At 65.5% G+C, this 20,634-nt stretch carries 22 protein-coding genes; 11 read left to right on the top strand and 11 right to left on the bottom strand.

From position 1 onward, the window contains the following. Nucleotides 1-2: 2 nt before the first annotated feature. Together ACS5PJ_RS12735 and ACS5PJ_RS12740 are read right to left on the bottom strand one after the other, a co-directional pair. Nucleotides 3-278: a hypothetical protein gene (locus tag ACS5PJ_RS12735; RefSeq protein WP_439435247.1), complete on the bottom strand. Its 276-nt coding sequence runs from the start codon at nucleotides 276-278 to the stop codon at nucleotides 3-5. Nucleotides 279-495: 217 nt separating this feature from the next. Then, nucleotides 496-888, bottom strand: coding sequence for a winged helix-turn-helix transcriptional regulator (locus ACS5PJ_RS12740; RefSeq protein ID WP_439435248.1), 393 nt, complete (start codon nucleotides 886-888; stop codon nucleotides 496-498). Nucleotides 889-1,029: 141 nt separating this feature from the next. Between ACS5PJ_RS12740 and ACS5PJ_RS12745 the strand changes: the two genes are divergently transcribed. Continuing rightward, on the top strand, nucleotides 1,030-1,896 hold the full coding sequence (locus tag ACS5PJ_RS12745; RefSeq protein WP_439435249.1) for an NmrA family NAD(P)-binding protein: 867 nt from the start codon (nucleotides 1,030-1,032) through the stop codon (nucleotides 1,894-1,896). A gap of 122 nt (nucleotides 1,897-2,018) precedes the next feature. Here the strand turns inward: ACS5PJ_RS12745 and ACS5PJ_RS12750 are convergent, their stop codons facing one another. Continuing rightward, nucleotides 2,019-2,654 (bottom strand): LysE family translocator, encoded by a 636-nt coding sequence (locus ACS5PJ_RS12750; protein ID WP_439435250.1) that lies wholly within the window; start codon nucleotides 2,652-2,654, stop codon nucleotides 2,019-2,021. A 38-nt stretch (nucleotides 2,655-2,692) separates the two neighbouring features. Continuing rightward, entirely contained in the window at nucleotides 2,693-4,189 is a 1,497-nt protein-coding gene (locus tag ACS5PJ_RS12755) for an amino acid permease (RefSeq protein WP_439435251.1), read from the bottom strand. 214 nt (nucleotides 4,190-4,403) lie between these two features. On the opposite strand from ACS5PJ_RS12755, the gene ACS5PJ_RS12760 reads away from it, so the two are divergent. The 4 genes from ACS5PJ_RS12760 to ACS5PJ_RS12775 all read left to right on the top strand — a co-directional run bounded on the left by ACS5PJ_RS12760 (nucleotide 4,404) and on the right by ACS5PJ_RS12775 (nucleotide 7,666). Next, the gene (locus tag ACS5PJ_RS12760) at nucleotides 4,404-4,832 is read left to right on the top strand and encodes a hypothetical protein (protein WP_439435252.1); all 429 of its coding nucleotides are present in this window, start codon (nucleotides 4,404-4,406) and stop codon (nucleotides 4,830-4,832) included. Further along, the gene (locus tag ACS5PJ_RS12765; protein WP_439435253.1) at nucleotides 4,826-5,059 is read left to right on the top strand and encodes a helix-turn-helix transcriptional regulator; all 234 of its coding nucleotides are present in this window, start codon (nucleotides 4,826-4,828) and stop codon (nucleotides 5,057-5,059) included. The genes ACS5PJ_RS12760 and ACS5PJ_RS12765 overlap by 7 nt, the downstream gene beginning before the upstream one ends. Continuing rightward, nucleotides 5,056-6,027, top strand: a complete 972-nt coding sequence (locus tag ACS5PJ_RS12770) for an NAD(P)-dependent alcohol dehydrogenase (RefSeq protein ID WP_439435254.1) — start codon at nucleotides 5,056-5,058, stop codon at nucleotides 6,025-6,027. The genes ACS5PJ_RS12765 and ACS5PJ_RS12770 overlap by 4 nt, the downstream gene beginning before the upstream one ends. A gap of 109 nt (nucleotides 6,028-6,136) precedes the next feature. After that, entirely contained in the window at nucleotides 6,137-7,666 is a 1,530-nt protein-coding gene (locus ACS5PJ_RS12775) for an HNH endonuclease signature motif containing protein (RefSeq protein WP_439435255.1), read from the top strand. A 104-nt stretch (nucleotides 7,667-7,770) separates the two neighbouring features. Here ACS5PJ_RS12775 and ACS5PJ_RS12780 read toward each other — a convergent pair whose 3' ends face one another. Together ACS5PJ_RS12780 and ACS5PJ_RS12785 are read right to left on the bottom strand one after the other, a co-directional pair. Then, nucleotides 7,771-8,382 (bottom strand): DinB family protein, encoded by a 612-nt coding sequence (locus ACS5PJ_RS12780; protein WP_439435256.1) that lies wholly within the window; start codon nucleotides 8,380-8,382, stop codon nucleotides 7,771-7,773. Between the two features lie 10 nt (nucleotides 8,383-8,392). Next, nucleotides 8,393-9,208: a GNAT family N-acetyltransferase gene (locus ACS5PJ_RS12785; protein ID WP_439435257.1), complete on the bottom strand. Its 816-nt coding sequence runs from the start codon at nucleotides 9,206-9,208 to the stop codon at nucleotides 8,393-8,395. Nucleotides 9,209-9,379: 171 nt separating this feature from the next. On the opposite strand from ACS5PJ_RS12785, the gene ACS5PJ_RS12790 reads away from it, so the two are divergent. The 4 genes from ACS5PJ_RS12790 to ACS5PJ_RS12805 all read left to right on the top strand — a co-directional run bounded on the left by ACS5PJ_RS12790 (nucleotide 9,380) and on the right by ACS5PJ_RS12805 (nucleotide 14,099). Continuing rightward, a complete protein-coding gene (locus tag ACS5PJ_RS12790) occupies nucleotides 9,380-10,198 on the top strand; it encodes an IclR family transcriptional regulator (RefSeq protein ID WP_439435258.1) in 819 nt (272 codons plus the stop codon). 156 nt (nucleotides 10,199-10,354) lie between these two features. Then, a complete protein-coding gene (hutU, locus tag ACS5PJ_RS12795; protein WP_439435259.1) occupies nucleotides 10,355-12,052 on the top strand; it encodes a urocanate hydratase in 1,698 nt (565 codons plus the stop codon). A gap of 2 nt (nucleotides 12,053-12,054) precedes the next feature. Beyond that, a complete protein-coding gene (gene hutH / locus ACS5PJ_RS12800) occupies nucleotides 12,055-13,701 on the top strand; it encodes a histidine ammonia-lyase (protein ID WP_439435260.1) in 1,647 nt (548 codons plus the stop codon). Nucleotides 13,702-13,862: 161 nt separating this feature from the next. Next, nucleotides 13,863-14,099: a hypothetical protein gene (locus tag ACS5PJ_RS12805; protein WP_439435261.1), complete on the top strand. Its 237-nt coding sequence runs from the start codon at nucleotides 13,863-13,865 to the stop codon at nucleotides 14,097-14,099. 76 nt (nucleotides 14,100-14,175) lie between these two features. Here the strand turns inward: ACS5PJ_RS12805 and ACS5PJ_RS12810 are convergent, their stop codons facing one another. The 5 genes from ACS5PJ_RS12810 to ACS5PJ_RS12830 all read right to left on the bottom strand — a co-directional run bounded on the left by ACS5PJ_RS12810 (nucleotide 14,176) and on the right by ACS5PJ_RS12830 (nucleotide 18,138). Further along, the gene (locus ACS5PJ_RS12810) at nucleotides 14,176-14,433 is read right to left on the bottom strand and encodes a hypothetical protein (protein WP_439435262.1); all 258 of its coding nucleotides are present in this window, start codon (nucleotides 14,431-14,433) and stop codon (nucleotides 14,176-14,178) included. A 201-nt stretch (nucleotides 14,434-14,634) separates the two neighbouring features. Next, entirely contained in the window at nucleotides 14,635-15,036 is a 402-nt protein-coding gene (locus ACS5PJ_RS12815; RefSeq protein WP_439435263.1) for a universal stress protein, read from the bottom strand. A 44-nt stretch (nucleotides 15,037-15,080) separates the two neighbouring features. Next, the gene (locus tag ACS5PJ_RS12820) at nucleotides 15,081-16,619 is read right to left on the bottom strand and encodes a tripartite tricarboxylate transporter permease (protein ID WP_439435264.1); all 1,539 of its coding nucleotides are present in this window, start codon (nucleotides 16,617-16,619) and stop codon (nucleotides 15,081-15,083) included. Beyond that, on the bottom strand, nucleotides 16,619-17,131 hold the full coding sequence (locus ACS5PJ_RS12825; RefSeq protein ID WP_439435265.1) for a tripartite tricarboxylate transporter TctB family protein: 513 nt from the start codon (nucleotides 17,129-17,131) through the stop codon (nucleotides 16,619-16,621). Before ACS5PJ_RS12825 ends, ACS5PJ_RS12820 begins: the two co-directional genes overlap by 1 nt. Then, nucleotides 17,128-18,138 carry a Bug family tripartite tricarboxylate transporter substrate binding protein gene (locus ACS5PJ_RS12830; RefSeq protein ID WP_439435266.1) on the bottom strand — a complete coding sequence of 337 codons (1,011 nt, stop codon included), beginning with the start codon at nucleotides 18,136-18,138 and terminating at the stop codon, nucleotides 17,128-17,130. Before ACS5PJ_RS12830 ends, ACS5PJ_RS12825 begins: the two co-directional genes overlap by 4 nt. A gap of 232 nt (nucleotides 18,139-18,370) precedes the next feature. Between ACS5PJ_RS12830 and ACS5PJ_RS12835 the strand changes: the two genes are divergently transcribed. Both ACS5PJ_RS12835 and ACS5PJ_RS12840 read left to right on the top strand, forming a co-directional pair. After that, on the top strand, nucleotides 18,371-19,963 hold the full coding sequence (locus ACS5PJ_RS12835) for a sensor histidine kinase (protein ID WP_439435267.1): 1,593 nt from the start codon (nucleotides 18,371-18,373) through the stop codon (nucleotides 19,961-19,963). Beyond that, the gene (locus ACS5PJ_RS12840; protein WP_439435268.1) at nucleotides 19,960-20,634 is read left to right on the top strand and encodes a response regulator; all 675 of its coding nucleotides are present in this window, start codon (nucleotides 19,960-19,962) and stop codon (nucleotides 20,632-20,634) included. Before ACS5PJ_RS12835 ends, ACS5PJ_RS12840 begins: the two co-directional genes overlap by 4 nt.

Here is a 20,634-nt window from a genome sequence, read left to right on the forward strand (position 1 = left end):
GGCTATTCCTGCCTCCTGAGCTGCCGGTGGTCAAAGTGGAGAATTCCCGTTGCGGTTCCGACCCCCACGCTCGGACCGCGGCGGGATACCACTATCCCCTCGCGGCGGCCGTTGAACGGATCCTCCGCCACCACGGCATCTCCCAGCCGGTAGGGACTGCTCGGTGCGGTGGCTCGCCGGAGCCAGGCAAGGACCCGGGACACGGTTCGGGCGATGAGGTAGGACAGGCTGACGGGCCGGCCCATGCTGGCCAGGTCCTGGACGTGCGTTTTCACCATGGAAACCACTCCTTGGAACGGCGCCAGGCCGCTCGCTGCGGTGCGGTTGCCGGAACGCTCCCAGCAGAGGATGGTCCTCCTATTCCTGGCTGGCACCTGAGGAATACGCTAGGCGCTATTCACACCAGTCACACCAGTAACAAGTACTCAATTTTTGATCGAGCCACCACTTGGTGTTGTTCCGGTCGGCGCGGTGTCCCTGGCGGCCGGCTTCGCCTCAGCGCTGGCCGTTGATGATGTCTTCGGCATTGTTGAAAGCCCATGTGACGAGCGGGACCAGCAGGGCGGTCAGTTCATAGCCGCGCTCAGTCAGGCTGTAGTCCACCCGTGGAGGTATCACCGGCTGCGCCTTCCGGAGCACCAGGCCGTCCCGTTCCAGGGTCTTCAGGGTCTGGGCCAGCATCTTCTCGCTGATGCCTTCGGCCCGCCGTCGAAGTTCACTCCACCGCTGCCCGCCCTCGGAAAGTGACAGCAGGACCAGGACGCCCCACTTGGAGGTGACGTGGTCCAGCACGGTCCGGCTGGGGCAGCCGGCCGGGAACACGCCGTCGGCAAAATCCACCGGCAGCGGAGCCGGCAGTGCACTGAATTCCACGCTGCTGATCGTCATGCCTCCAGCTTACCGAAACTCCCGTACCTTACTTCAAGGTTAGTACCTTACTTCAAAGTGCGTACTCTCCCTCAGGAAGTAATTGATGTGGTTCCCCGTTGTGGAAGGTGACCCCCTTACAAATGGTGAAAGGAACCACCCATGAGCATCGTCATTACCGGAGCAACCGGACAGCTTGGCCGCCACGTCGTCGAGGCCCTCCTGGAGCGGAACGTCCCGGCAGGGGAGATCGTGGCCGCAGGCCGTTCCATCGGGAAGCTTTCGGACTTCGCGGCACGCGGTGTGCAGGTCCGGGCCATGGACTATACGGACGCCGCGTCCGTTGCGAAGGCGCTCGAGGGCGCCACCAAAGTACTCCTGATCTCCGGCAGCGAGGTTGGCCAGCGGGTTGAGCAGCACCGCACGGTCATCGAGGCCGCAGCGGCGGAGGGCGTGGAGCTCATCGCATACACCAGCATCGCCAACGCCGATACCACCGGCATGAAGCTGGCCGCCGAGCACCAGGCCACCGAGGCCATCCTCAAGGCCTCCGGGGTCCCGTTCGTGCTCCTCCGCAACGGCTGGTACCTGGAGAACTACACCGATCAGCTCCCGGGGACCCTGGCCCAGGGCGCCGTCGCGGGCAGTGCTGGAGACGGGAAGGTCAGTGCCGCGTCCCGGGCAGACTATGCCGCGGCTGCTGCCGCCGTGCTGGCTTCGGCCGAAAACCAGGCCGGCAAAGTCTATGAACTGGGCGGGGACCACTCCTTCACCCTGGCTGAACTTGCCCGGGAGATCAGCGCCGCCGCCAACAAGACCGTGGCCTACCAGGACCTCCCGGCCGGAGACTACGCCGGTCTGCTGGCAGGTTTCGGCGTGCCGCGGCCCTTCGCCGACATCCTGGCGGACTCAGACCTCGGCATCGCCCGCGGTGACCTGCACGTCAGCGGATCCGATCTGAGCGACCTGATCGGCCGGCCCACGACGCCGATGCCCACCGCTGTCCGCTCGGCGCTCGCTGCCGTCTGACGGCAGCACACGCCCTGCCCGCACGCTCTGGCACTTCCTGCAGGTTCTGACCCAACGCTCCCTCATCTCCTGCGCTGTTTGGGCCCACGCTTTCTCACTTAATGTGCGGGGGCGTGGGCCGGTCAGGACCTGCTGCCGGTCAGCGCCAGCGTTCCGCCGAGGCCGATCATCATGACCCCGCCGGCGGCGCTGAGCGTCGAGATGCGCCTCGGGGAACGGGCAAACCAGTGCCGGGCGGTGCCGGCGGCCAGGGCCCAGATGCTGTCCGAGACGAGCGCTATGACCAGGAAAACCGCGCCCAGGGACGCCAGCTGCAGGGGAATGCTGCCGGACGGGTAGTCAACGAACTGCGGCAGGACCGCCACGAAGAACACGATCGACTTGGGGTTCGTGGCACCCACCAGGAATCCCTCGCGAAGCATGCGCCAGGTGGAGGACGACGGCGGCGGGGCGCCCGCCGTCGTACGTCCGCTCCGGTGCCGGATCGCCTGAACTCCGAGGTACACAAGGTAGGCCGCACCGGCGAATTTGATGGCCGTGAACAGCACCATCGATTCTGCCAGTGCTGCGCCGACTCCCAAGGCTACGGCGATGACCTGCGGAACCATGCCCAGGGCGTTACCCAACACGCTCAGGAGGCCGCCTTTGCGTCCGAGGGCGAGGGAACGGCCGATGACAAACAGTACGCTGGGGCCGGGGATGGCGATGAGCACCAGCGAGGCCAAGGCAAACGCCAGGACATTGGTGAACGGAACCATGCCTGATGATAACCTCGGCCGCCGCCGGGGGTCGATGCTCAGCTGCCGGCGGAAACCGCGGTGGTGACCACCGGCATTGTCGGGGTCTCGTCCACCAGTTCGGCCCGCCGTCGTCCGTTCCCTTTGACCCATACCCGGTACGCCAGGACCAGCAGTCCCAGCCACACCGCTCCCACGTACAGCGCCACGCGGGTGTCCTCGAAGGCGCCGAGGACGGCGATCACCAGCGCCATGAACGCGATGGTCAGCACTGATGCCGCCGGCCACCAGGGCGACGGGAATTCCGACGCCGGCAGGCCGTTACGGGCGATCTCACGTTTCATGGCAACGTGGGAGGCCAGGATCATCACCCACACCCAGACGGTGGCGAACGTGGCAATCGAGGCGATCAGGATGAAGACGTCCTCGGGGATGACTGCGTTCAGGACAACGCCCACCAACAGGATCCCGGCCATCATCACCACCGTCATCCACGGAACGCCGTGGCGCGAGACCTTGCCGAACACTGCGGGAGCGTGGCCCTGGTTGGACAGGCCAAACAGGATGCGGCCTGCGCCGAAAATGTCGCTGTTGATGGCGGACAGGGCGGCAGTGATGACCACGGCGTTCAGGATGTGGGGTGCCGCCGGGATGCCCAGGCCACTGAAGATCTGGACGAACGGGCTGCCGTTGGTGCCGATTTCGGTCCAGGGGAAAAGGCTCATGAGGACGCCAAGGGTCAGGACATAGAACAGCAGGACCCGGACCGGGACCGTGTTGACGGCCTTGGGGATGACTGTCTTTGGATCCGCTGCTTCGCCGGCAGTGATGCCGAGTGTCTCGATCCCGCCGAAGGCGAACATCACGACGGCGAACGATGCCAGAAGCCCCTCGAAGCCGTTGGGGAAGATCCCGCCATGCTCCACGAGATTACCCAGGCCAGGCGCCACCGTTGACCCGCCCGCCTGGAAACCGAACGCAATGATGGCTGCGCCGCCCACGATCATGGCAATGATGGCGACGACCTTGATCAGCGAGAACCAGAATTCAAGCTCGCCGAACACCTTGACGCTGAGCAGGTTGAGGGCGGCGAGGAAGCAGATGATGGCCAGGATCCAGATCCAGCGGTCCACCTGGGGGAACCAGAAGCCCATGTAGATGCTGAACGCGGTGACATCGGCTATGGCCACAATCGCCATCTCAAAAACGTAGGTCCAGCCGGTCACAAATCCCGCCAGCGGACCGAGGTAGCGGCTGGCGTACTGGCCGAACGAGCCCGAAACCGGGTGGCGGACGGCCATTTCACCAAGTGCCCGCATCACCATGAACACCGCAGCGCCGCCGATGATGTAGGCGATCAGGACTGCCGGGCCGGCCTTCTGGATGGCGGACGCGGAACCGTAGAACAGCCCGGTTCCAATGGCCGAGCCGAGCGCCATGAAGCGGATGTGCCGGACGTTCAGTCCCCGGTTCAGGACACTTTCGACGGCGGCACCCGGCCTCCGTTTTTCGGTTGGCTTTGTATCGTCACTCGTGGCCTTCAGTGCTGGCTGCATTCACATACCTTCTCGTCATTGGGAGGGGGGTCGCTAACCAGCAGACCATTCCGGCGCCCGACGTGATGAGCCTCACGGGCGCTTGGTGTCTTTGATCTCAGACTGGAGAACCCGCTTCCGTTGAGGAGTCTAAAACTCTTGACACAATGTCTGGTTTTCTTCACATTGGAGATGTCAGGTTTGTTTTACATCTTAAGTTGCGCCGGGAGATGAAATGTCCTTCGAAGAGAAGAGCGCCTGGATCATGGGCGTGGTCGCCATAGGTTCCTACGGCGTGTATCTTGCCATCGTCCTGGGCATGGCCGGCGGCATGCCCCTTACTGATGTCCCGTATATCGCCCCGTTGCTGTGGACAGTGGGGGCTTCCATTGCCGCGTCCATTGCGCTGCACGCTGTGTTCGGAATTCTCTCGCCCAGGGACGCCGGGAAGAAAGACCAGCGGGACCGGGAGATCTACAGGTTCGGTGAGTACATCGGTCAGTCGTTTCTGGTGATCGGGGGAGTTGCCGCGCTGTTGATGGCCATGACGGAGACGGACCATTTCTGGATCGCCAACGTCATCTATCTGGCCTTTGTGCTGTCTGCGGTCCTGGGGTCAATCGCGAAGATTGTTGCCTACCGCCGGGGGTTCCAGCCGTGGTGAAACCTACGCGGGTGACCAACTCCATCCGTCGGTTGCGCTTCGAGCGGGGCGAGATGACCCAGGCAGACCTTGCGGAGCGCGTGGGCGTCACGCGCCAGACCGTCATTGCCATCGAGCAGGGGCGTTACTCGCCGTCGCTGGAGATGGCCTTTCAGATCGCCCACGTGCTCAGCGTTCCGCTGGAGGACGTTTTCCAGTACCCGGATCAAGAAGGAGATGCATCATGAAAGCTATCGTGCAGGATGTCTACGGGAATGCGGACGTGCTTAGGTTGCGGGAGATTGCCCGGCCGGCGCCGGGCAACGGCGAGGTGCTCATCCGGGTTCGCGCCGCCGGCGTCGACCAAGGAGTCTGGCACCTCATGACGGGGTTGCCGTACCTGATCCGCCTCTTCGGCTATGGATTGACGGAGCCGAAGGTGCCCGTCCGTGGCCGGGAGGTGGCCGGCGTCGTGGAAGCCGTAGGGGCCGGCGTGACCCGGTTCCGGCCCGGCGACGAGGTGTTCGGCACCTGCGAAGGGTCTTTCGCCGAATTCGTCTGCGCCAAGGAAGCACTGCTGGCCCGTAAGCCGCTGAACCTGACTTTTGGGGAGGCGGCAGCGGCGCCCATCTCTGCTGTCACAGCACTGCAGGCAGTCCGGGATGCCGGGCGGGTCTCTGCTGGCCAGAAGGTCCTGGTCATCGGGGCGGGTGGGGGAGTAGGCACCTTCACGGTTCAGGTAGCGAAGGCGTTCGGGGCCGAGGTTACCGGAGTCTGCAGTGCCGGCAAGGCGGACCTGGTCCGGTCACTCGGCGCCGACCACGTTATCGATTACACCCAAGACGATTTTTCCCAGGCGGGAGTGCTCTACGACGTCATCATCGACACGGCCGGCAACAGGCCGTTGTCCCTACTGCGGCGCGCGCTCGCACCAAAGGGAGTGTTGGTGATCGTCGGCGGCGAGGGTGGAGGGAAGCTGACCGGCGGGTTTCAGCGGTCCCTCGGTGCGCCGTTCGTTTCGCTGTTCTCAGGACAGAAGTTCAAGGGACTTGTCGCGAAGGAATCCCACTGCGATCTCGAGGCCCTGACCGCGCTGATCGAAGCCGGCAGCGTGAAACCCGCAGTGGACAGGGTGTTTCCTCTCGCGGAAGCCCCCGCTGCTGTTTCTCATCTTCGCCAGGGCGGGGTCCGCGGCAAGGTGGTTGTCAGCATCTGAGGTTTATGACTGGGCAGAACATCCTGGGGCGATTGAACCGGCTCCAGGGTTATCCACATAGGCCTTTTTCTGCGCTGTTTTTGTCGGTGCCGCGCAGGATGATGGGGGTATGGAAAGCACGACGGCGGATGAGGTGTTGGAGCGCATCACGGCGTCCGCTGCTGGCCGTGTCGTTGCCGCTGGCGGTGCCGTTGCCTCTGCTCCTGTCCTTGGCTCGGCGCCTGCATTTGCCACTGCCAGTCTTGAGGGCGGCGCCGGCGACGCCGATTTTCAGGACGAGGCGCTTTTCCCGTCGGATCCTTTGCGCCGGCGGAAGGATCAGTGCCTGGACCGGCTGGCGGAGATTGCCAGGCTTGAGGCCCGGACCGCGGCGGAGAAGGTCCGCGTTATTGCGGAATTGGTCGAGGTCTCCGGGGCGTTGGACCCACCGGCGCAGTCGGCGCAGGAAGCCACTGCTCAGGAGATGGCGTTGGTCGCGGAGGTCGCCTGTGCTTTGGCGGTCGGTGAGCGGACCGCCTCCACACTGCTGGCCGAATCCCACGCCCTAACCACTGCTTTGCCGTTGACCCTCGCGGCGCTGACGGCCGGGGCAATTTCGTGGCAGCATGCCCGGGTGATGGTGGACGAGACCACCAATCTGGATGCTGCTGCTGTCCAGGCGTTGGAGGCGCATTTCCTGGACCCCGGGGTGGAGAACCCCAACCGGGGCTGCCCGGCCGGGGAACTGGTTGCGTCCAGGTTCCGGCACAAAGCCCGGATCTGGCGGGAACGGCACCACCCGGTCAGCATCGAAAAACGCCACGCCAGGTCGGTGGCCGACCGGCGGCTGGAATACCGGCCGGACCGGGACGGGATGGCCTGGCTTTCGGCGTACCTGCCCGCTGACCAGGCCGCCGGGATCTGGAACCGCACCACCGCCGCCGCCAGAGCCTTGCAGGGCCCGGACGAGGACCGCACCATGACCCAGAGGCGGGCCGACATCGCCGCCAACCTGCTCCTCGGCGGCGACATTGAGTCCAATATGGAAGCCAGCGGCACCGCGGTTCTGGCTGACGGAGGCACCGGGCCGACGGCGGACACGGGTAGCGGCAAGGACGGAAGTGCCGCGGGGCGGGTTCCGTCACCGCGGGCGCAGGTCCTGCTCACCGTGCCTATCATGTCCCTGCTCGGCGCCACGGATGAGCCGGCGATGCTGGATGGGTACGGGCCGATCCCGGTCACCATGGCACGCAGGCTCATCGCGGACGGCGCCACGTCCTTCCACCGGGTCCTGATCGACCCCAGGGACGGTGCACCGCTGGAGATCGGCCGGACCAGCTACCCGGTCACCAAAGCCCAACGCCAATGGCTGCGGCTGCGGGACGGGAAGTGCCCGTTCCCGGGCTGCCACAACCAGTCCCTGGACAACGAAGCGGACCACCTCCTCGCCTGGGGTAAGGGCGGCACCACCGGCATCAGCAACCTGGCCCAGCCCTGCCCGAAACACCACAAACTGCGGCATACCGGCGGCTGGGAACCCGGCCCGGCCACCAAAGACCATCCGCCGGGCTGGACCTCACCGACAGGCAGACATTACGCCAGTGAATACCCCGACTGGGAACCACCACAACTACCGGACGAAATGCAGGGCCAGCTATGAAATCAGGAGCCGGGCCGCAGCACGTCTAAAGAACCTGAACGGGTCTTTACGGGGCAAGAGGAATCGGGGCCGAGCTTTGCCCAGGGCGAGCAACCCGCCCGGGTTTAGGGGTTATCCCGGCCTTGAGCCTTCTGCGTCGCATCGAAAGCAGCCCGCGCCGCCGCCTCAATGGTGGCGCGGTGCGCCGACCATTCTTCGGGGCCGCGCGGCGTCAGGTTCGGATCGCCGGGCCGCTGGCCGGCCGTTCCATCGATGAGTTCGTGCAGGATGTCCGCATGGCCCAGGTGATGTGCCCTTTCAGCAACCATGTGAACCAAAATCTGGTGCAGGGTGACGTCCCGCCGGTCCTCGGACCACCACGGCACCACACCCGCCGCATCCAATGGCAGGGCATCGATGGTTGCGTCGCTGTGCGCCGCGGCTGACAGGTGCAACCCGACGATGTACTCACGGGTTTCATCGGCGGTGACCCAGAGGTCGGCGTCGGGTGCGGCATCGTCGTCGTACCAAGGCAGGTGTACACCGCTGGGACGGCCGAAGACCTCACCAAAGTAGCCAAGCTCCACACTGGCCAGGTGCTTGACCAGCCCCAGCAGATTGGTGCCTGTAGGAGTGAGCGGACGGCGGACCTCGTACTCGTTCAGGTCGTCCAGCTTGCCCAGGAGGTTATCCCGCCTGACCCGCAGATAACGGTGCAGTGTTTCTTTTTCGTCCATGGCGGGCACTCTATCGAACGGCGCCGGAATCGCCGCCGGCGGGCTGGGTCCACACATACGGTGTGGTGGTCGTGATTGCGGTGAATCCCAACCTTCGCAGGATCGGCTCGCTGGCGGCAGAGGCATCCACCTGCAGGTATTTCACCCCGCGGGCGGCGGCCACCCGGGCGCGGGTGGCCACCAACGCCTTGTAGATCCCGCGACCACGCCATTCCGCCAAAGTCGAGCCACCCCAAAGGCCGCCGAAGTCCGTGCCGGGATTAATCTCCAGCCAGGCTGCCGACACCACAACCCCTGCAGCCTCGGCCATAAAGACCACCAGGTTTTCCGGGTCAGACCCCAGACGGCCATCCAGGTCCTCAACCACCCAGCCGTAGTCGGCGCCCCACACCGCGGACTTCATGGCGGCGATCCGTTCAAGGTCGCGCCGTTCGGACACCTGGCTCAGCTGCACCCCATTCGGGACCACGGATTCAACGGCCATCGGGGCCGACTCGCCCACCAGAACCGTCTCGCGGTCTTCCGGTACAAATCCTGCAGCGAGAAGGCGCACCTCAAGGTCTGTCGGGAGGTCATGTGCCCGGGTTTTCCACTCCACGGCTTCTCCGCGGGCTGCAAAGTAGTCACGCTGTTCCACAATCAACCTGTCGAGCATTTTGCCTTCAACGCCAAGATCACGAACCGATTCGATGAATCCGCGCCGCTGTCCGGTCACCCGAAGCAGTTGACCCAGCAGTTGATACTCGTGGCCAGCCGGAACCGCCGGGGGCACCAGCCGGCGCAGTTGGGAATCGTACGCTGCGAGGATATCGGCGGTTGAGACCATGGGGTCCAGCCTAGGACATCCCGCAGTAGGGACTGGACGGCCAGCCATGTCTGGTATTTCAGACATTGAAGTGGTCTGATGGCCCTGAGGGCGTGTAGGAACGGCGCAAGGTTAAGTACGGGATCCCGGACAGCGGAGAATCCCACACAAGGAACCGGAGGAGGCGGAAGGGTGATTGACACGGAGGCCAGGCCCCAGGGCCGTGAATCAAAGGCGACTTCAAAGGTCCCTGCTGCCGAGAACACGCTGCGCATCCTCAAACTGCTGGCCTCGAAGCGGGGGCCGATGGCGGCGTCGAGCATTGCCACATCACTGGGCCTTCCCCGCTCCAGCGTCTACCACCTGCTGGGTGTCATGGAGGCGAACGGTTTTGTCCTGCACCTCCATGAGGAGCAGCGTTACGGGCTCGGCATCAGCGCGTTCGAACTCAGCTCGGCCTATTCGCGGCAGGAACCACTATCGCGTCTGGGCAGGCCGCTGCTGGCATCGCTGGTGGATGTGATTGGTGAGAGTGCGCACCTCGCGGTGCTTCATGGCCGCGACGTCCTCTACATCGTGGAGGAACGGGCTAAAAACCGTCCTTCCCTGGTGACCGACGTCGGCGTCCGCCTTCCGAGCCACCTCACCGCCAGCGGCAGGGCAATTCTTGCCGCACTGCCGAAGTCCCAGGTCCGCGCGCTCTATCCGAATGCGGCGGCGTTCACTGCCCGGCACGAGGTGGAAGGCGCCATCATGAAGTACTCGGCGCTGTCTTCGCACCTCGATCAGGTCAGGCAGCGGGGTTACGCCACCGAGCACGGCGAAGTGACCCCCGGCTTCGGTTCCATCGCGGCCGCCGTCACGGACCACGTGGGATGGCCGACGGCGGCAGTCGCCGTCACCTTCCTGGAGGACAAACTACCGGCGGACCAATGGCCGGCGCTCGCGGCCCGTGTGCAGAAGGCAGCGGACGAGCTGTCGGTCCGCATCCACGGCCGCCCGGCCAAATAGCCCGGCCAAATAGCCTGGCGAAATAGCACTGCCCACGAGAGCCCGGCCGGTCTGGAATCCCGGACAGCACCCCCTTGAAAGGCCTGTTTCCACTGCTGGGAAGCGGCTTTAGTAGATACAGAACCTCTTCCCAACACAACACGAGAAGGAGCCACCATGGCACCCGCCGATTTCACCACCGGTGCCCGCCCGGTCAAAGCAGCCCGGGGCACCACGCTCACTGCCAAGAGCTGGCAGACCGAGGCGCCGCTGCGCATGCTCATGAACAACCTGGACCCCGAGGTGGCCGAACGCCCCGATGATCTGGTGGTCTACGGCGGCACCGGCCGCGCCGTCCGGTCCTGGGCAGCGTTCGACGCGATCACCCGCACCTTGGAGACCATGGAGAAGGACGAAACCCTCCTGGTCCAGTCCGGCAAGCCCGTCGGTGTCTTCCGCACCAACGAATGGGCGCCGCGCGTCCTGCTCGCCAACTCCAACCTCGTCGGCGACTGGGCCAACTGGCCCGAATTCCGCCGCCTCGAGGCCGAGGGCCTGATGATGTACGGCCAGATGACCGCCGGGTCCTGGATCTACATCGGCACCCAGGGCATCCTGCAGGGCACCTTCGAAACCTTCGCCGCGATCGCCCGGAAGCTCACCGGGGACGAGAACGGCACCCTTGCCGGCACCCTGACCCTCACCGGCGGCTGCGGCGGCATGGGCGGCGCCCAGCCGCTCGCCGTCACCCTGAACGAGGGCGCCTGCCTGATCGTCGACGTCGACGAGACCCGCCTGCGCCGCCGTGCCGGCAAGCGCTACCTCGACGAGGTGGAAAGCGACCTCGACGCCGCCATCGCCAAGGTGCTCAAGGCCAAGGAGGAGCGCCGCGGCTGGTCCGTCGGCTACGTCGGCAACGCCGCCACCGTCTTCCCGGAGATCCTGCGCCGCCACAATGCCGGCGAACTCACTGTGGACATCGTCACGGACCAGACCTCCGCGCACGATCCGCTGAGCTACTTGCCCGAGGGCATCACGGTGGAGGAATGGCACCGCGAAGCCGCCGCCGATCCGGAGGGCTTCACCAAGAAGGCACAGGCCTCGATGGCCAGGCACGTCCAGGCCATGGTGGAATTCCAGGACGCCGGCGCCGAGGTGTTCGACTACGGCAACTCCATCCGCGACGAGGCCCGCAAGGGCGGCTACAACCGCGCCTTCGAATTCCCCGGCTTCGTCCCGGCCTACATCCGGCCGCTGTTCTGCGAGGGCATGGGCCCGTTCCGCTGGGTGGCGCTCTCCGGCGACCCGGAGGACATCGCCGTGACGGACGCGGCGATCAAGGAATTGTTCCCCGAGAACAAGCACCTGCACCGCTGGATCGACGCCGCGCAGGAACGTGTCGAGTTCGAAGGCCTGCCGGCGCGCATCTGCTGGCTGGGCTATGGCGACCGCGCCAAGGCCGGGCTGCTGTTCAACCAGCTGGTCAAGGAGGGCAAGGTCAAGGCACCCATCGTGATCGGCCGCGACCACCTCGACTCCGGCTCCGTCGCCTCCCCGTACCGCGAAACCGAAGCCATGGCCGACGGCTCCGACGCCATCGCCGACTGGCCCCTGCTCAACGCCCTGCTCAACACCGCATCGGGCGCCACCTGGGTCTCCATCCACCACGGCGGCGGCGTCGGCATCGGCCGCTCCATCCACGCCGGCCAGGTATCCGTCGCAGACGGCACCGACCTCGCTGCGCAGAAACTCGAACGCCTCCTCACCAACGACCCCGGCATGGGCGTCATCCGCCACGTCGACGCCGGCTACGACCGCGCCGTCGAAGTCGCCAAGGAACGCGGCGTCCGCATCCCCATGAACGAAGGCAAGTAACCATGACCCTCCCCACGAACTCCCTGACCTCGCAAGCCCGGCCAGGGAACCCTGTCCGCGTGGGCCCAACCCACGAACCGCTCAACGTCACCCTCGGCTCCAGCGGCGTCACCCCGGAGGACGTCGTCGCCGTCGCCCGCCACAACGCCAAGGTGACCATTTCCCAGGACGCCCTGGACACGGTGGCCAAGGTCCGCGCGCATATCGATGACCTTGCCCACAGCGCGGCTCCGGCCTACGGCATCTCCACCGGCTTCGGTGCATTGGCGAACCGGCATATCCCCGCCGAACTCCGCACGCAGCTGCAGAAGTCGCTGATCCGCAGCCACGCCGCCGGCATGGGACCGGCCGTGGAACGCGAGGTGGTCCGCGGCATCATGTTCCTGCGCGCCAAGACCCTCGCCTCAGGCCGCACCGGCGTCCGCCCCGTGGTGCTGCAGACCATGGTGGACGTGCTCAACGCAGGCATCACCCCCGTGGTCCGCGAATTCGGGTCGCTCGGCTGCTCCGGCGACCTCGCGCCTCTCTCGCACTGCGCCCTCGTGCTGATGGGGGAGGGTGAAGCCGCGGGGCCCGACGGCGTGACGTATGGCGGGCGGGGCGAGGAGCCTGTCGCCGTACTGCTTGCCGGGCACGGCATCGAGCCCGTCACCCTTGCCGAGAAGGAGGGACTGGCGCTGGTCAACGGTACCGAGGGCATGCTGGGAATGCTCCTGATGGCCATCGCGGACCTTCGCCAGCTGGTGACGACGGCGGACATCACCGCCGCGCTGAGCGTTGAGGCCCTGCTGGGGACCGACCAGGTGTTCTTGCCTGAGCTGCACGCGGCGCTGCGTCCGCACCCCGGCCAGGCAGCCAGCGCTGACAATATGCTGCGCGTGCTGTCCAATTCGCCCATTGTGGCCTCCCACCGCGTGGGCGATTCCAAAGTCCAGGACGCGTACTCCCTGCGCTGCGCACCCCAGGTGGCGGGTGCCACCCGGGACACGGTGGACTATGCCGCCTTGGTGGCATCCCGTGAACTGGCTGCCGCGATCGACAATCCTGTGGTCCTGGCGGATGGCCGCGTGAGCTCCAACGGGAATTTCCACGGCGCGCCGGTGGCCTACGTTTTGGACTTCCTCGCCATCGCGGTGGCGGACCTGAGCTCCATTGCGGAGCGCCGCACGGACCGCATGCTCGACCCGGCACGCTCCCACGGGCTGCCTGCCTTCCTGGCTGCGGATCCCGGCGTGGATTCCGGCCTGATGATTGCGCAGTACACGCAGGCCGGGCTGGTTTCGGACAATAAGAGGCTGGCTGTCCCGGCATCGGTGGATTCGATCCCGAGCTCGGCGATGCAGGAGGACCACGTCTCCATGGGCTGGCACGCGGCACGCAAGCTGCGTAAGGCCGTAGAGAACCTGCGCCGCGTCCTGGCCATCGAACTGGTGACCTCAGCACGCGCCCTGGATATCCGCACGCAGCTCTCCGACGGCGGACTGGTCCCCGGTCCGGCAGGAAGGGCAGTTATTGAGGTGCTGCGGACCGTCGTCGAGGGCCCCGGAACCGACAGGTTCCTCTCGCCCGAACTTGAGGCAGCCGACCGTTTGGTTGCCTCCGGCCAGGTCCGCGCGGCGGCCGAAGCGGCGGTGGGAATACTTGCCTGAACGGGAATATTATTCGATCCGAACCGCAATATCCGGCAATGTTGAAATATGATGCAACACGCACATTTTGGCCGCCGGAATTGTAGTAGAACTGAAGTTGTAGCAATAGTCACATCAAGGATGCTGTGGCGCAGGACGTATACAAAGGGGTAGAAGTTCACATGAAAGCACGTGGGGCGGTCCTGTCGAGGCGCAATTCCCATTCGGCCATCATTTCTGATTGGGGAACGCTCAAAGCCGGGGACCAAGTGGAAATCATCAAGCACGCGCATGTCATTGCAGACGGCGTTGTCGAAGAGGTATCGCAGAGCGGGAACGTGCTGTGGCTCGTGCCGGCCGGCCCGTCAGAGAAGGAGTCCTTCCTGAAATCTGACGGGGTAGAGGTGCGCAGGAGCTGACCGGGATGCGCAAAAAAGTCCCTGCGGTCCGGATGCTACCGGACCGCAGGGACTTTTTTGCGCTCAAAGCGCCAGGTCAGGCGGCAATGCTTTCGTAGGTCTCACCAAAGGGAACCGTCTCGTCCACGGCAACCGTGTAACGGCCCGGGTGCAGGCGGGTGACGAGAATGCCGCAGGATGCCTCCGTGGCGGTCTCGATGAGAGTGGCAACAGCGTTGTCCAGTCCTTCGTGCATCTCGTCGGCAGTGGAGAACTGCAGATCGAGGGACCGGAAAGCTGAGGCCTCTTCGGCCGCGACGGCGGCCAGGGGGCGTTCCAATGTAGCTGTATTCATGTGCCGAACTTTCTATGTTTCGTGCCCAAGGGCTGTCTTTCGTGCCGATGGCTCGATCAAGCATACCCGCTTCCGCCGCAGAGATGTCAGATGACTGGCATTTAAAGCGCCAGAATACCGCAAATCCGAAGCTTCTTCACTGCACCCCACCGCAGTGGGCAGGGTTGGCGAACAAGCTTCGGACCTGCGGTGTGGCGCGGTTCAGGCCGTAGCCTCTGCTTTGACGGCCAGGACAGGGCAGTCGGCCTCGAGCAGGATCCGCTGGGAGGTGCTGCCCATGATCAGTTTGCCCACCGGGGTACGGCGTCGCAGGCCAATGACAATGAGCTCCGCGTTGTGCTCCTCGGCGGCGTCCAGCACCTCGGCGGCGGCATCGTGGCCGCGGACCGGCTGCTTGATCGCGTGGTCGATGCCCTGGGTGGCAAGGCGTTCCTCGATGCCCTGGATGGCAGGTTCCAGCGCGTAGCGGTTGTCCACCAGGGCATCACCCTTGGAGGAATTGATCACCAGCAGCCGGGTGCCGGTTTTCCGGGCCTCCGAAATCGCCTGTGTGAGCGCCGCTTCGCCCTCGGGAGTAGGGACGTATCCCACCACAATTGTCATGGCTGTTCCTCTTCTGTAGGTCTTGTGCTTGGGGTGGTGGCTGTTCAGTCGCTGTAGTCGGCTGCGCCGGAATTGGCGGGAAGCAACGGCTTGCCCGGCGGACGGTTCCGGCGGATCAGCTTCAGCAGCAGTGGCCAGAGCAGGATGATCGCCACGATGATGTAGATGACGACGGCGATCGGCTCGCTCCAGAGGCCCGCCGGGTCACCTGCGCTCAGCTGCAGCGTCTGCCGCAGCTGCTTTTCCAGGCGCGGCCCCAGGATAACGCCGAGGACCAGCGGCAGCACGGGAAGCCCGAAGCGCCGCATCATGAAACCGAGGGCACCGATCACCAGCAGGATTGCCAGGTCAAACGCCTGCAGGTTCACCGAGTAGGCGCCCAACGTGGCGAAGAACAGGATGCCTGCGTACAGGTATGGCCGCGGCAGCTGCAGGAGCTTGGCCCACAACGGAGCCAGGGGCAGGTTGATGATCAGCAGCAGGAAGTTGCCAATGAAGAGGCTGGCGATCAGCGCCCAGACCAGCGGTCCCTCGCTTGCGAACAGCTGCGGACCGGGCTGGATGCCGTAGGACGTAAACGCTGCCAGCATCACGGCAGCTGTCGCGTTCGTTGGCAAACCCAGGGCAAGCATGGGCGTCAGCGTGCCCGCTGCCGCCGCGTTGTTGGCTGCTTCCGGTCCGGCGACGCCCTCGATCGCACCCTTGCCGAACTCTTCCGGGTGCTTGGTGAGGCGCTTCTCCGTGACGTAGGAGAGGAACGTGGGGATCTCAGCACCGCCGGCCGGAAGGGCGCCGAAGGGGAAGCCGAAGGCCGTTCCGCGGAGCCATGGTTTCCAGGACCGCTTCCAGTCCTCCTTGCCCATCCACGGCTGGCCAACGGGAATGATGTGCGTCGGGGTGCGGCGCAGGTGGGCGGCAACCCAGAGGGCTTCGCCCACGGCGAAGATCGCCACGGCTACCACCACGATGTCCAGGCCGTCCGCCAGCAGCGGCTGGCCGAAAGTAAGGCGTCGCTGGCCGGTAACGGCGTCCATGCCCACTAGCCCGATCGCCAGGCCCAGGCCCAGCGAGGCGAAGCCGCGGAGCCGGGACGATCCCAGGACGGCGGTGACGGCCAGCAGCGCCAGGACCATGATGGCCAGGTAGCTGGGTGCCCCGAGGCTGACCGCGAACTTCACCACGATCGGTGCGCAGACGGCGAGGAGGGCCGTGCCGATGGTGCCGGCAACAAACGAGCCGATCGCCGCCGTCGCCAGGGCCTGGGCCGCGCGTCCGGCTTTGGCCATCTTGTTGCCTTCGATGGCGGTCACCACCGACGACGATTCGCCCGGGGTGTTCAGCAGGATGGAGGTGGTGGAACCGCCGTACATGCCGCCGTAGTAGATGCCGGCGAACATGATGAACGCGCTGGTGGGTTCCAGGGCGTACGTGACCGGGAGCAGCAGCGCAACGGTCATGGCCGGGCCCAGGCCAGGCAGCACGCCGACGGCGGTGCCCAGCACAACGCCAATCACGGCGTAGAGGAAATTCATGGGAGTAAGGGCGGTGGCGAAACCGTCCATCAGGGAGGAAAAGACATCCATCAGAGAATCCCTTCCAGGAGACCGGCAGGCAGTGCAATGCCAAGGCCCAGGTAGAAGCCATAGAAAGTGAGCAGGGAAAGGGCCACGGACAGGAGGCCGTCGCGGATGTAGTGACGGCTGCCAAGGGCCAGGACGCTGCCCCAGAACAGGAGGGTTCCCGATATCACCCAGCCGGCCCAGTCGATCAGCAGGATGTTGACGATGAACACGCCGGCCAGCGGCAGGACGGTCCTCCAATCGGCAGGGTGCGTGAGGTCCACGTCCTCGCCGCCTTCGGCCTCGCCCTGGCCGCCGCGAATGACGTTTACGGCCAGCAGCACGGCGCAGATGAGCAGGAGGCCGGCCACGATGTAGGGGATGGTCTTAGGGCCTACCGGGTCCGATTTGGAATACGGCGTTACCAGGCCCATGGCGTCGACCAGGACAACGACCCCGACCGCTCCGAGCAGGAGGGCAACCCCCAGCTCGGAGCGGCCTTTGAGCCGTGAGGCCAGGGTTGGCGAAGAACTCACGCCAGGCCAAGCTTCGTGAGGACGTCGGCCACCCGCTTGTCCTGCTCTGTCAGGAAAGTCTTGAACTTGTCGCCGGTAATGAACGCATCGGTCCAGCTGTGCGTCTTGAGGGCTTCCTTCCAGGCGGCACTGTCGTGCATCTTCTCGACGGCGCTGATCAGCTTGGCTTTGTCAGCGTCGTTGATTCCCGGAGGGGCCACCAGGCCGCGCCAGTTGCTGAACACCAGGTCGATGTTGGATTCCTTCAGTGTGGGTGCGTCCACACCGTCGAGGCGCTTCTCCCCGCTGGTTGCCAGGACACGGACCTCTCCGGATTCGATCTGCTTGAGGTATTCGCCGGCGCCGGAAGCCGCGAAGCCCACTTTGTTGCCGAGGATGGCCGGAAGGAGGTCTCCGCCGCCGTCGTAGGATACGAAGTTCACCTTGGTGGCATCGATTCCCACAGCCCCTGCGAGCTGCATGGGAAGCAGGTGGTCCGGGCCCCCGGGGGACGAGCCGCCGCCAACGCTGATGGAGCCGGGGTTTGCCTTCCACGCGGTCACCAGGTCATTGATGGTCTTGTAGGGCGAGTCCTTGCTGACCATGATCGCGCCGGGTTCTTCGATGAGCTTGGCCAGCGGAGTGGTGTCGGTCAGCTTGGACTGGGACTTGTTGGTGTAACTCGCACCCACAACGCCCAGCCCCATGAGCATTGCAAGGTCTCCGTTGCCCTTTTCGTTGACCACACGGGCCAGTCCCACGGTTCCGCCGGCGCCGGCCAGGTTGAAGACCTCGGTGTTTGTGGCGATCTTCTCGTCGTCGAGGACCTTGGCGGCAACGCGGGCGGTGGTGTCATAGCCGCCGCCGGGAGTGTTGGGAACCATGATCTGCAGCCCCGTGACGGGACCGGCGGCAGCACCGGTGCTTGCCGAATCGGTGGAGCTCTTTCCGGTGGCACCGCAGCCGGTGGACATCAGGGCGATGCCGGCAGCAACGGCGGCGATTCGCAATGCGCGGGTGTGGCGCATGGTGTTCCTCTTCTCGATAAAAATGTTCAGCAAAACTGACTGGTGAACTGATGCTAGGCGCCGCCGTGACCGGCATCACGCTTGTGTACGAAGAGAAAGTTAAGTTCATTGCGTTCACGTTTCCGGCGTCCCACCGGACCCGAAACGCGCCCTGAGGTGGGATATAGTTCCGGTACCCTGCGAAGGTCCCGCCGCATCAGAGGAAAGATCCACAGTGTCTCGACGAAGAGGAATGTCCCTCGCTGGGCAGTACCTGGTGCTGCAATTGCTGATCGTCCTGGCTGTCCTGGTGGCCGTGGTGGCAATCTCGCTGGCCCAGTCGGCCGCGACCTTTGAACGAATCGAAGGCCGCCGTGCATTATCCGCTGCCGAGACCCTGGGCAACAACCCGGCCGTGCGCGCCCTGCTGCCCTCTGCTGAGCCGCGGGGCAGCGCGGCGCTGGCCGCTGTGGCGGAGACGGTCCGCACCGTCTCCGGTTCCTCGCAGGTGGCGCTCGCCCGGTTCGACCGCACGGTAGTGGCCTCGTCCGACCCCAACCTCCTGGGCCGGCCGCTCGAACTGGGCGCCAGCCGGGTCATGGAAGGCCGGGCCTGGACCGGCACCGTCGGCGGTTCGGGCTCGCAGACCCTCTCGGCGCACGTTCCGGTCCTGGATGACAGCGGCAAGATGATCGGCATCGCCTCCATCAGCCGGAACTACCCGTCCGTTCTGGAGAGGCTGGGTGACGCCGTCCCCAACCTGCTGACCTACCTGGGCGTTGCCAGCGTGCTGGGGGTGGCCGGTTCACTGCTGCTGGCCCGGCGCGTCAAACGGCAGACGCTCGGCATGGAACCCAGCGAAATCACCGGCCTGGTGGAGAACAGGGAGGCCATGCTTCATGGGCTGAAGGAAGGCGTGGTGGCCCTGGATCCGCACCAGCGCGTCACGGTGGCCAACGACAGCGCCCGCGAACTGCTCGGGCTCCCTGCTGACTGTGTGGGCAAGGACCTTGCCGCGCTCGCGGTGGACCCGGCCCTGAAGGAGGTCCTGACCCGGGAGCAGTCGGAGCCGGACCGGCTGGTGCTGGTGGGGGAGCGGCTTGTTGTGCTGAACCGGGTGCCGATCCGCTCCCGCGGCAGGGACATCGGCGCGGTCACCACCCTGCGCGACCGCACGGAGATGTCCTCGCTGGAGCGCGAACTCGGCGCCACCCGGACGGCCACTGACACGCTGCGGGCGCAGGCCCACGAATTCGCCAACCAGCTGCACGTGATCTCCGGGCTGATCCAGATCGGCGAGTACGATTCGGTGGTGCAGTTCGTCAACGGCGCCACAGTCGACCGGACCAGGCTCAACGACGAAGTGACCAGCCGGATCCAGGATCCGGCATTGGCCGCCCTCCTGATCGCCAAAGCCAGCCTCGCCGCTGAACGCGGTGTGGCCCTTCAGCTTGATCCCGAGTCCGGACTTGGACGGGTGGATGACGACCTCTCCCGTGACCTCGCCACTGTGGCCGGAAACCTCGTGGACAACGCGTTCGACGCCGTCTCCGGGCGCCCTGACGCAGCGGTCCGGGTCCTGGTTGAAGAGGACAGCGACGGCGTGCGCGTGACCGTCCGGGACAACGGCCCGGGAATCCCGGACGTGGGCCCGGAGGAGATCTTCCGGCAGGGTTTCACCACCAAGCAGTCCGGAACCGCCCCGCCCGGCTCCGACGGCGGCCGTGGCTTCGGCCTGGCGCTCTCGCGTGTGGTCTGCCGGCGTGGCGGCGGCGACCTCACCGTGGCCAACCACCACGGGGCAGTCTTTACGGCGAAGCTGAAACGAAGGAGGCCGCAGCCATGATCAACGTGCTCATCATCGACGACGACTTTATGGTGGCCAAGGTCCACGCGGGGTTCATCCAGCGCACGCCGGGGTTCGCGGTCGTCGGGGTCGCCCATACGGGCGCCCAGGCCATGGCGGAAACCGCCCGCCTGATGCCTGACCTGGTGCTTTTGGACATCCATCTGCCGGACATCAACGGCCTGGACCTCATGCAGAAACTGCGGGAGGTGGCCCCGGAACTGGACGTCCTGGTGATCAGCGCGGCGCGTGAAGTGGAGACTGTCCGCAAGGCCCTCCGCGGCGGGATTGTGCACTACCTCATCAAGCCTTTCTCCCAGACTGACCTGCAGGAACGGCTGGAACACTACCGCAGCGCGTACCAGGGCCTCGACTCGTCCAAGGACGTGGCGGAGCAGTCCGACGTGAACCGGGTGTTCGGCCTGGACCGGACCGAACGGCCGCTGCCGAAGGGCTGCAGCATCGAAACCCTGAAGCTGGTGGAAGCGGCATTAAAAGAGGCCGACGGCGACCTCTCCGCCGCTGAGGTCGCGGTCCAGCTGGGCACCTCCCGGGTCAGCGCCCGCCGGTACCTGGAGTACCTCCACGACGAGGGCGTCCTCGAAGTCCGCCTCAAGTACGGCGTGGGGCGCCCGGAACGGCGCTACGTGCTCAGGGGCGCGGTGGCCTGA

Origin of the sequence: Pseudarthrobacter cremeus (assembly GCF_051857465.1) — a bacterium.
Classification (GTDB): domain Bacteria; phylum Actinomycetota; class Actinomycetes; order Actinomycetales; family Micrococcaceae; genus Arthrobacter.

Bases quoted from the DNA above. Each gene is read 5' to 3' on its own strand.
- ACS5PJ_RS12755 (WP_439435251.1), bottom strand. From the start codon at position 4,189: ATGCAGCCAGCACTGAAGGCCACGAGTGACGATACAAAGCCAACCGAA.
- ACS5PJ_RS12835 (WP_439435267.1), top strand. From the start codon at position 18,371: ATGTCCCTCGCTGGGCAGTACCTGGTGCTGCAATTGCTGATCGTCCTG.
- ACS5PJ_RS12735 (WP_439435247.1), bottom strand. From the start codon at position 278: ATGGTGAAAACGCACGTCCAGGACCTGGCCAGCATGGGCCGGCCCGTC.
- hutH (WP_439435260.1), top strand. From the start codon at position 12,055: ATGACCCTCCCCACGAACTCCCTGACCTCGCAAGCCCGGCCAGGGAAC.
- ACS5PJ_RS12815 (WP_439435263.1), bottom strand. From the start codon at position 15,036: ATGACAATTGTGGTGGGATACGTCCCTACTCCCGAGGGCGAAGCGGCG.
- ACS5PJ_RS12750 (WP_439435250.1), bottom strand. From the start codon at position 2,654: ATGGTTCCGTTCACCAATGTCCTGGCGTTTGCCTTGGCCTCGCTGGTG.
- ACS5PJ_RS12780 (WP_439435256.1), bottom strand. From the start codon at position 8,382: ATGGACGAAAAAGAAACACTGCACCGTTATCTGCGGGTCAGGCGGGAT.
- ACS5PJ_RS12745 (WP_439435249.1), top strand. From the start codon at position 1,030: ATGAGCATCGTCATTACCGGAGCAACCGGACAGCTTGGCCGCCACGTC.
- ACS5PJ_RS12805 (WP_439435261.1), top strand. From the start codon at position 13,863: ATGAAAGCACGTGGGGCGGTCCTGTCGAGGCGCAATTCCCATTCGGCC.
- ACS5PJ_RS12770 (WP_439435254.1), top strand. From the start codon at position 5,056: ATGAAAGCTATCGTGCAGGATGTCTACGGGAATGCGGACGTGCTTAGG.
- ACS5PJ_RS12810 (WP_439435262.1), bottom strand. From the start codon at position 14,433: ATGAATACAGCTACATTGGAACGCCCCCTGGCCGCCGTCGCGGCCGAA.
- ACS5PJ_RS12785 (WP_439435257.1), bottom strand. From the start codon at position 9,208: ATGGTCTCAACCGCCGATATCCTCGCAGCGTACGATTCCCAACTGCGC.
- ACS5PJ_RS12740 (WP_439435248.1), bottom strand. From the start codon at position 888: ATGACGATCAGCAGCGTGGAATTCAGTGCACTGCCGGCTCCGCTGCCG.
- ACS5PJ_RS12775 (WP_439435255.1), top strand. From the start codon at position 6,137: ATGGAAAGCACGACGGCGGATGAGGTGTTGGAGCGCATCACGGCGTCC.
- ACS5PJ_RS12840 (WP_439435268.1), top strand. From the start codon at position 19,960: ATGATCAACGTGCTCATCATCGACGACGACTTTATGGTGGCCAAGGTC.
- ACS5PJ_RS12830 (WP_439435266.1), bottom strand. From the start codon at position 18,138: ATGCGCCACACCCGCGCATTGCGAATCGCCGCCGTTGCTGCCGGCATC.
- ACS5PJ_RS12760 (WP_439435252.1), top strand. From the start codon at position 4,404: ATGTCCTTCGAAGAGAAGAGCGCCTGGATCATGGGCGTGGTCGCCATA.
- hutU (WP_439435259.1), top strand. From the start codon at position 10,355: ATGGCACCCGCCGATTTCACCACCGGTGCCCGCCCGGTCAAAGCAGCC.
- ACS5PJ_RS12820 (WP_439435264.1), bottom strand. From the start codon at position 16,619: ATGGATGTCTTTTCCTCCCTGATGGACGGTTTCGCCACCGCCCTTACT.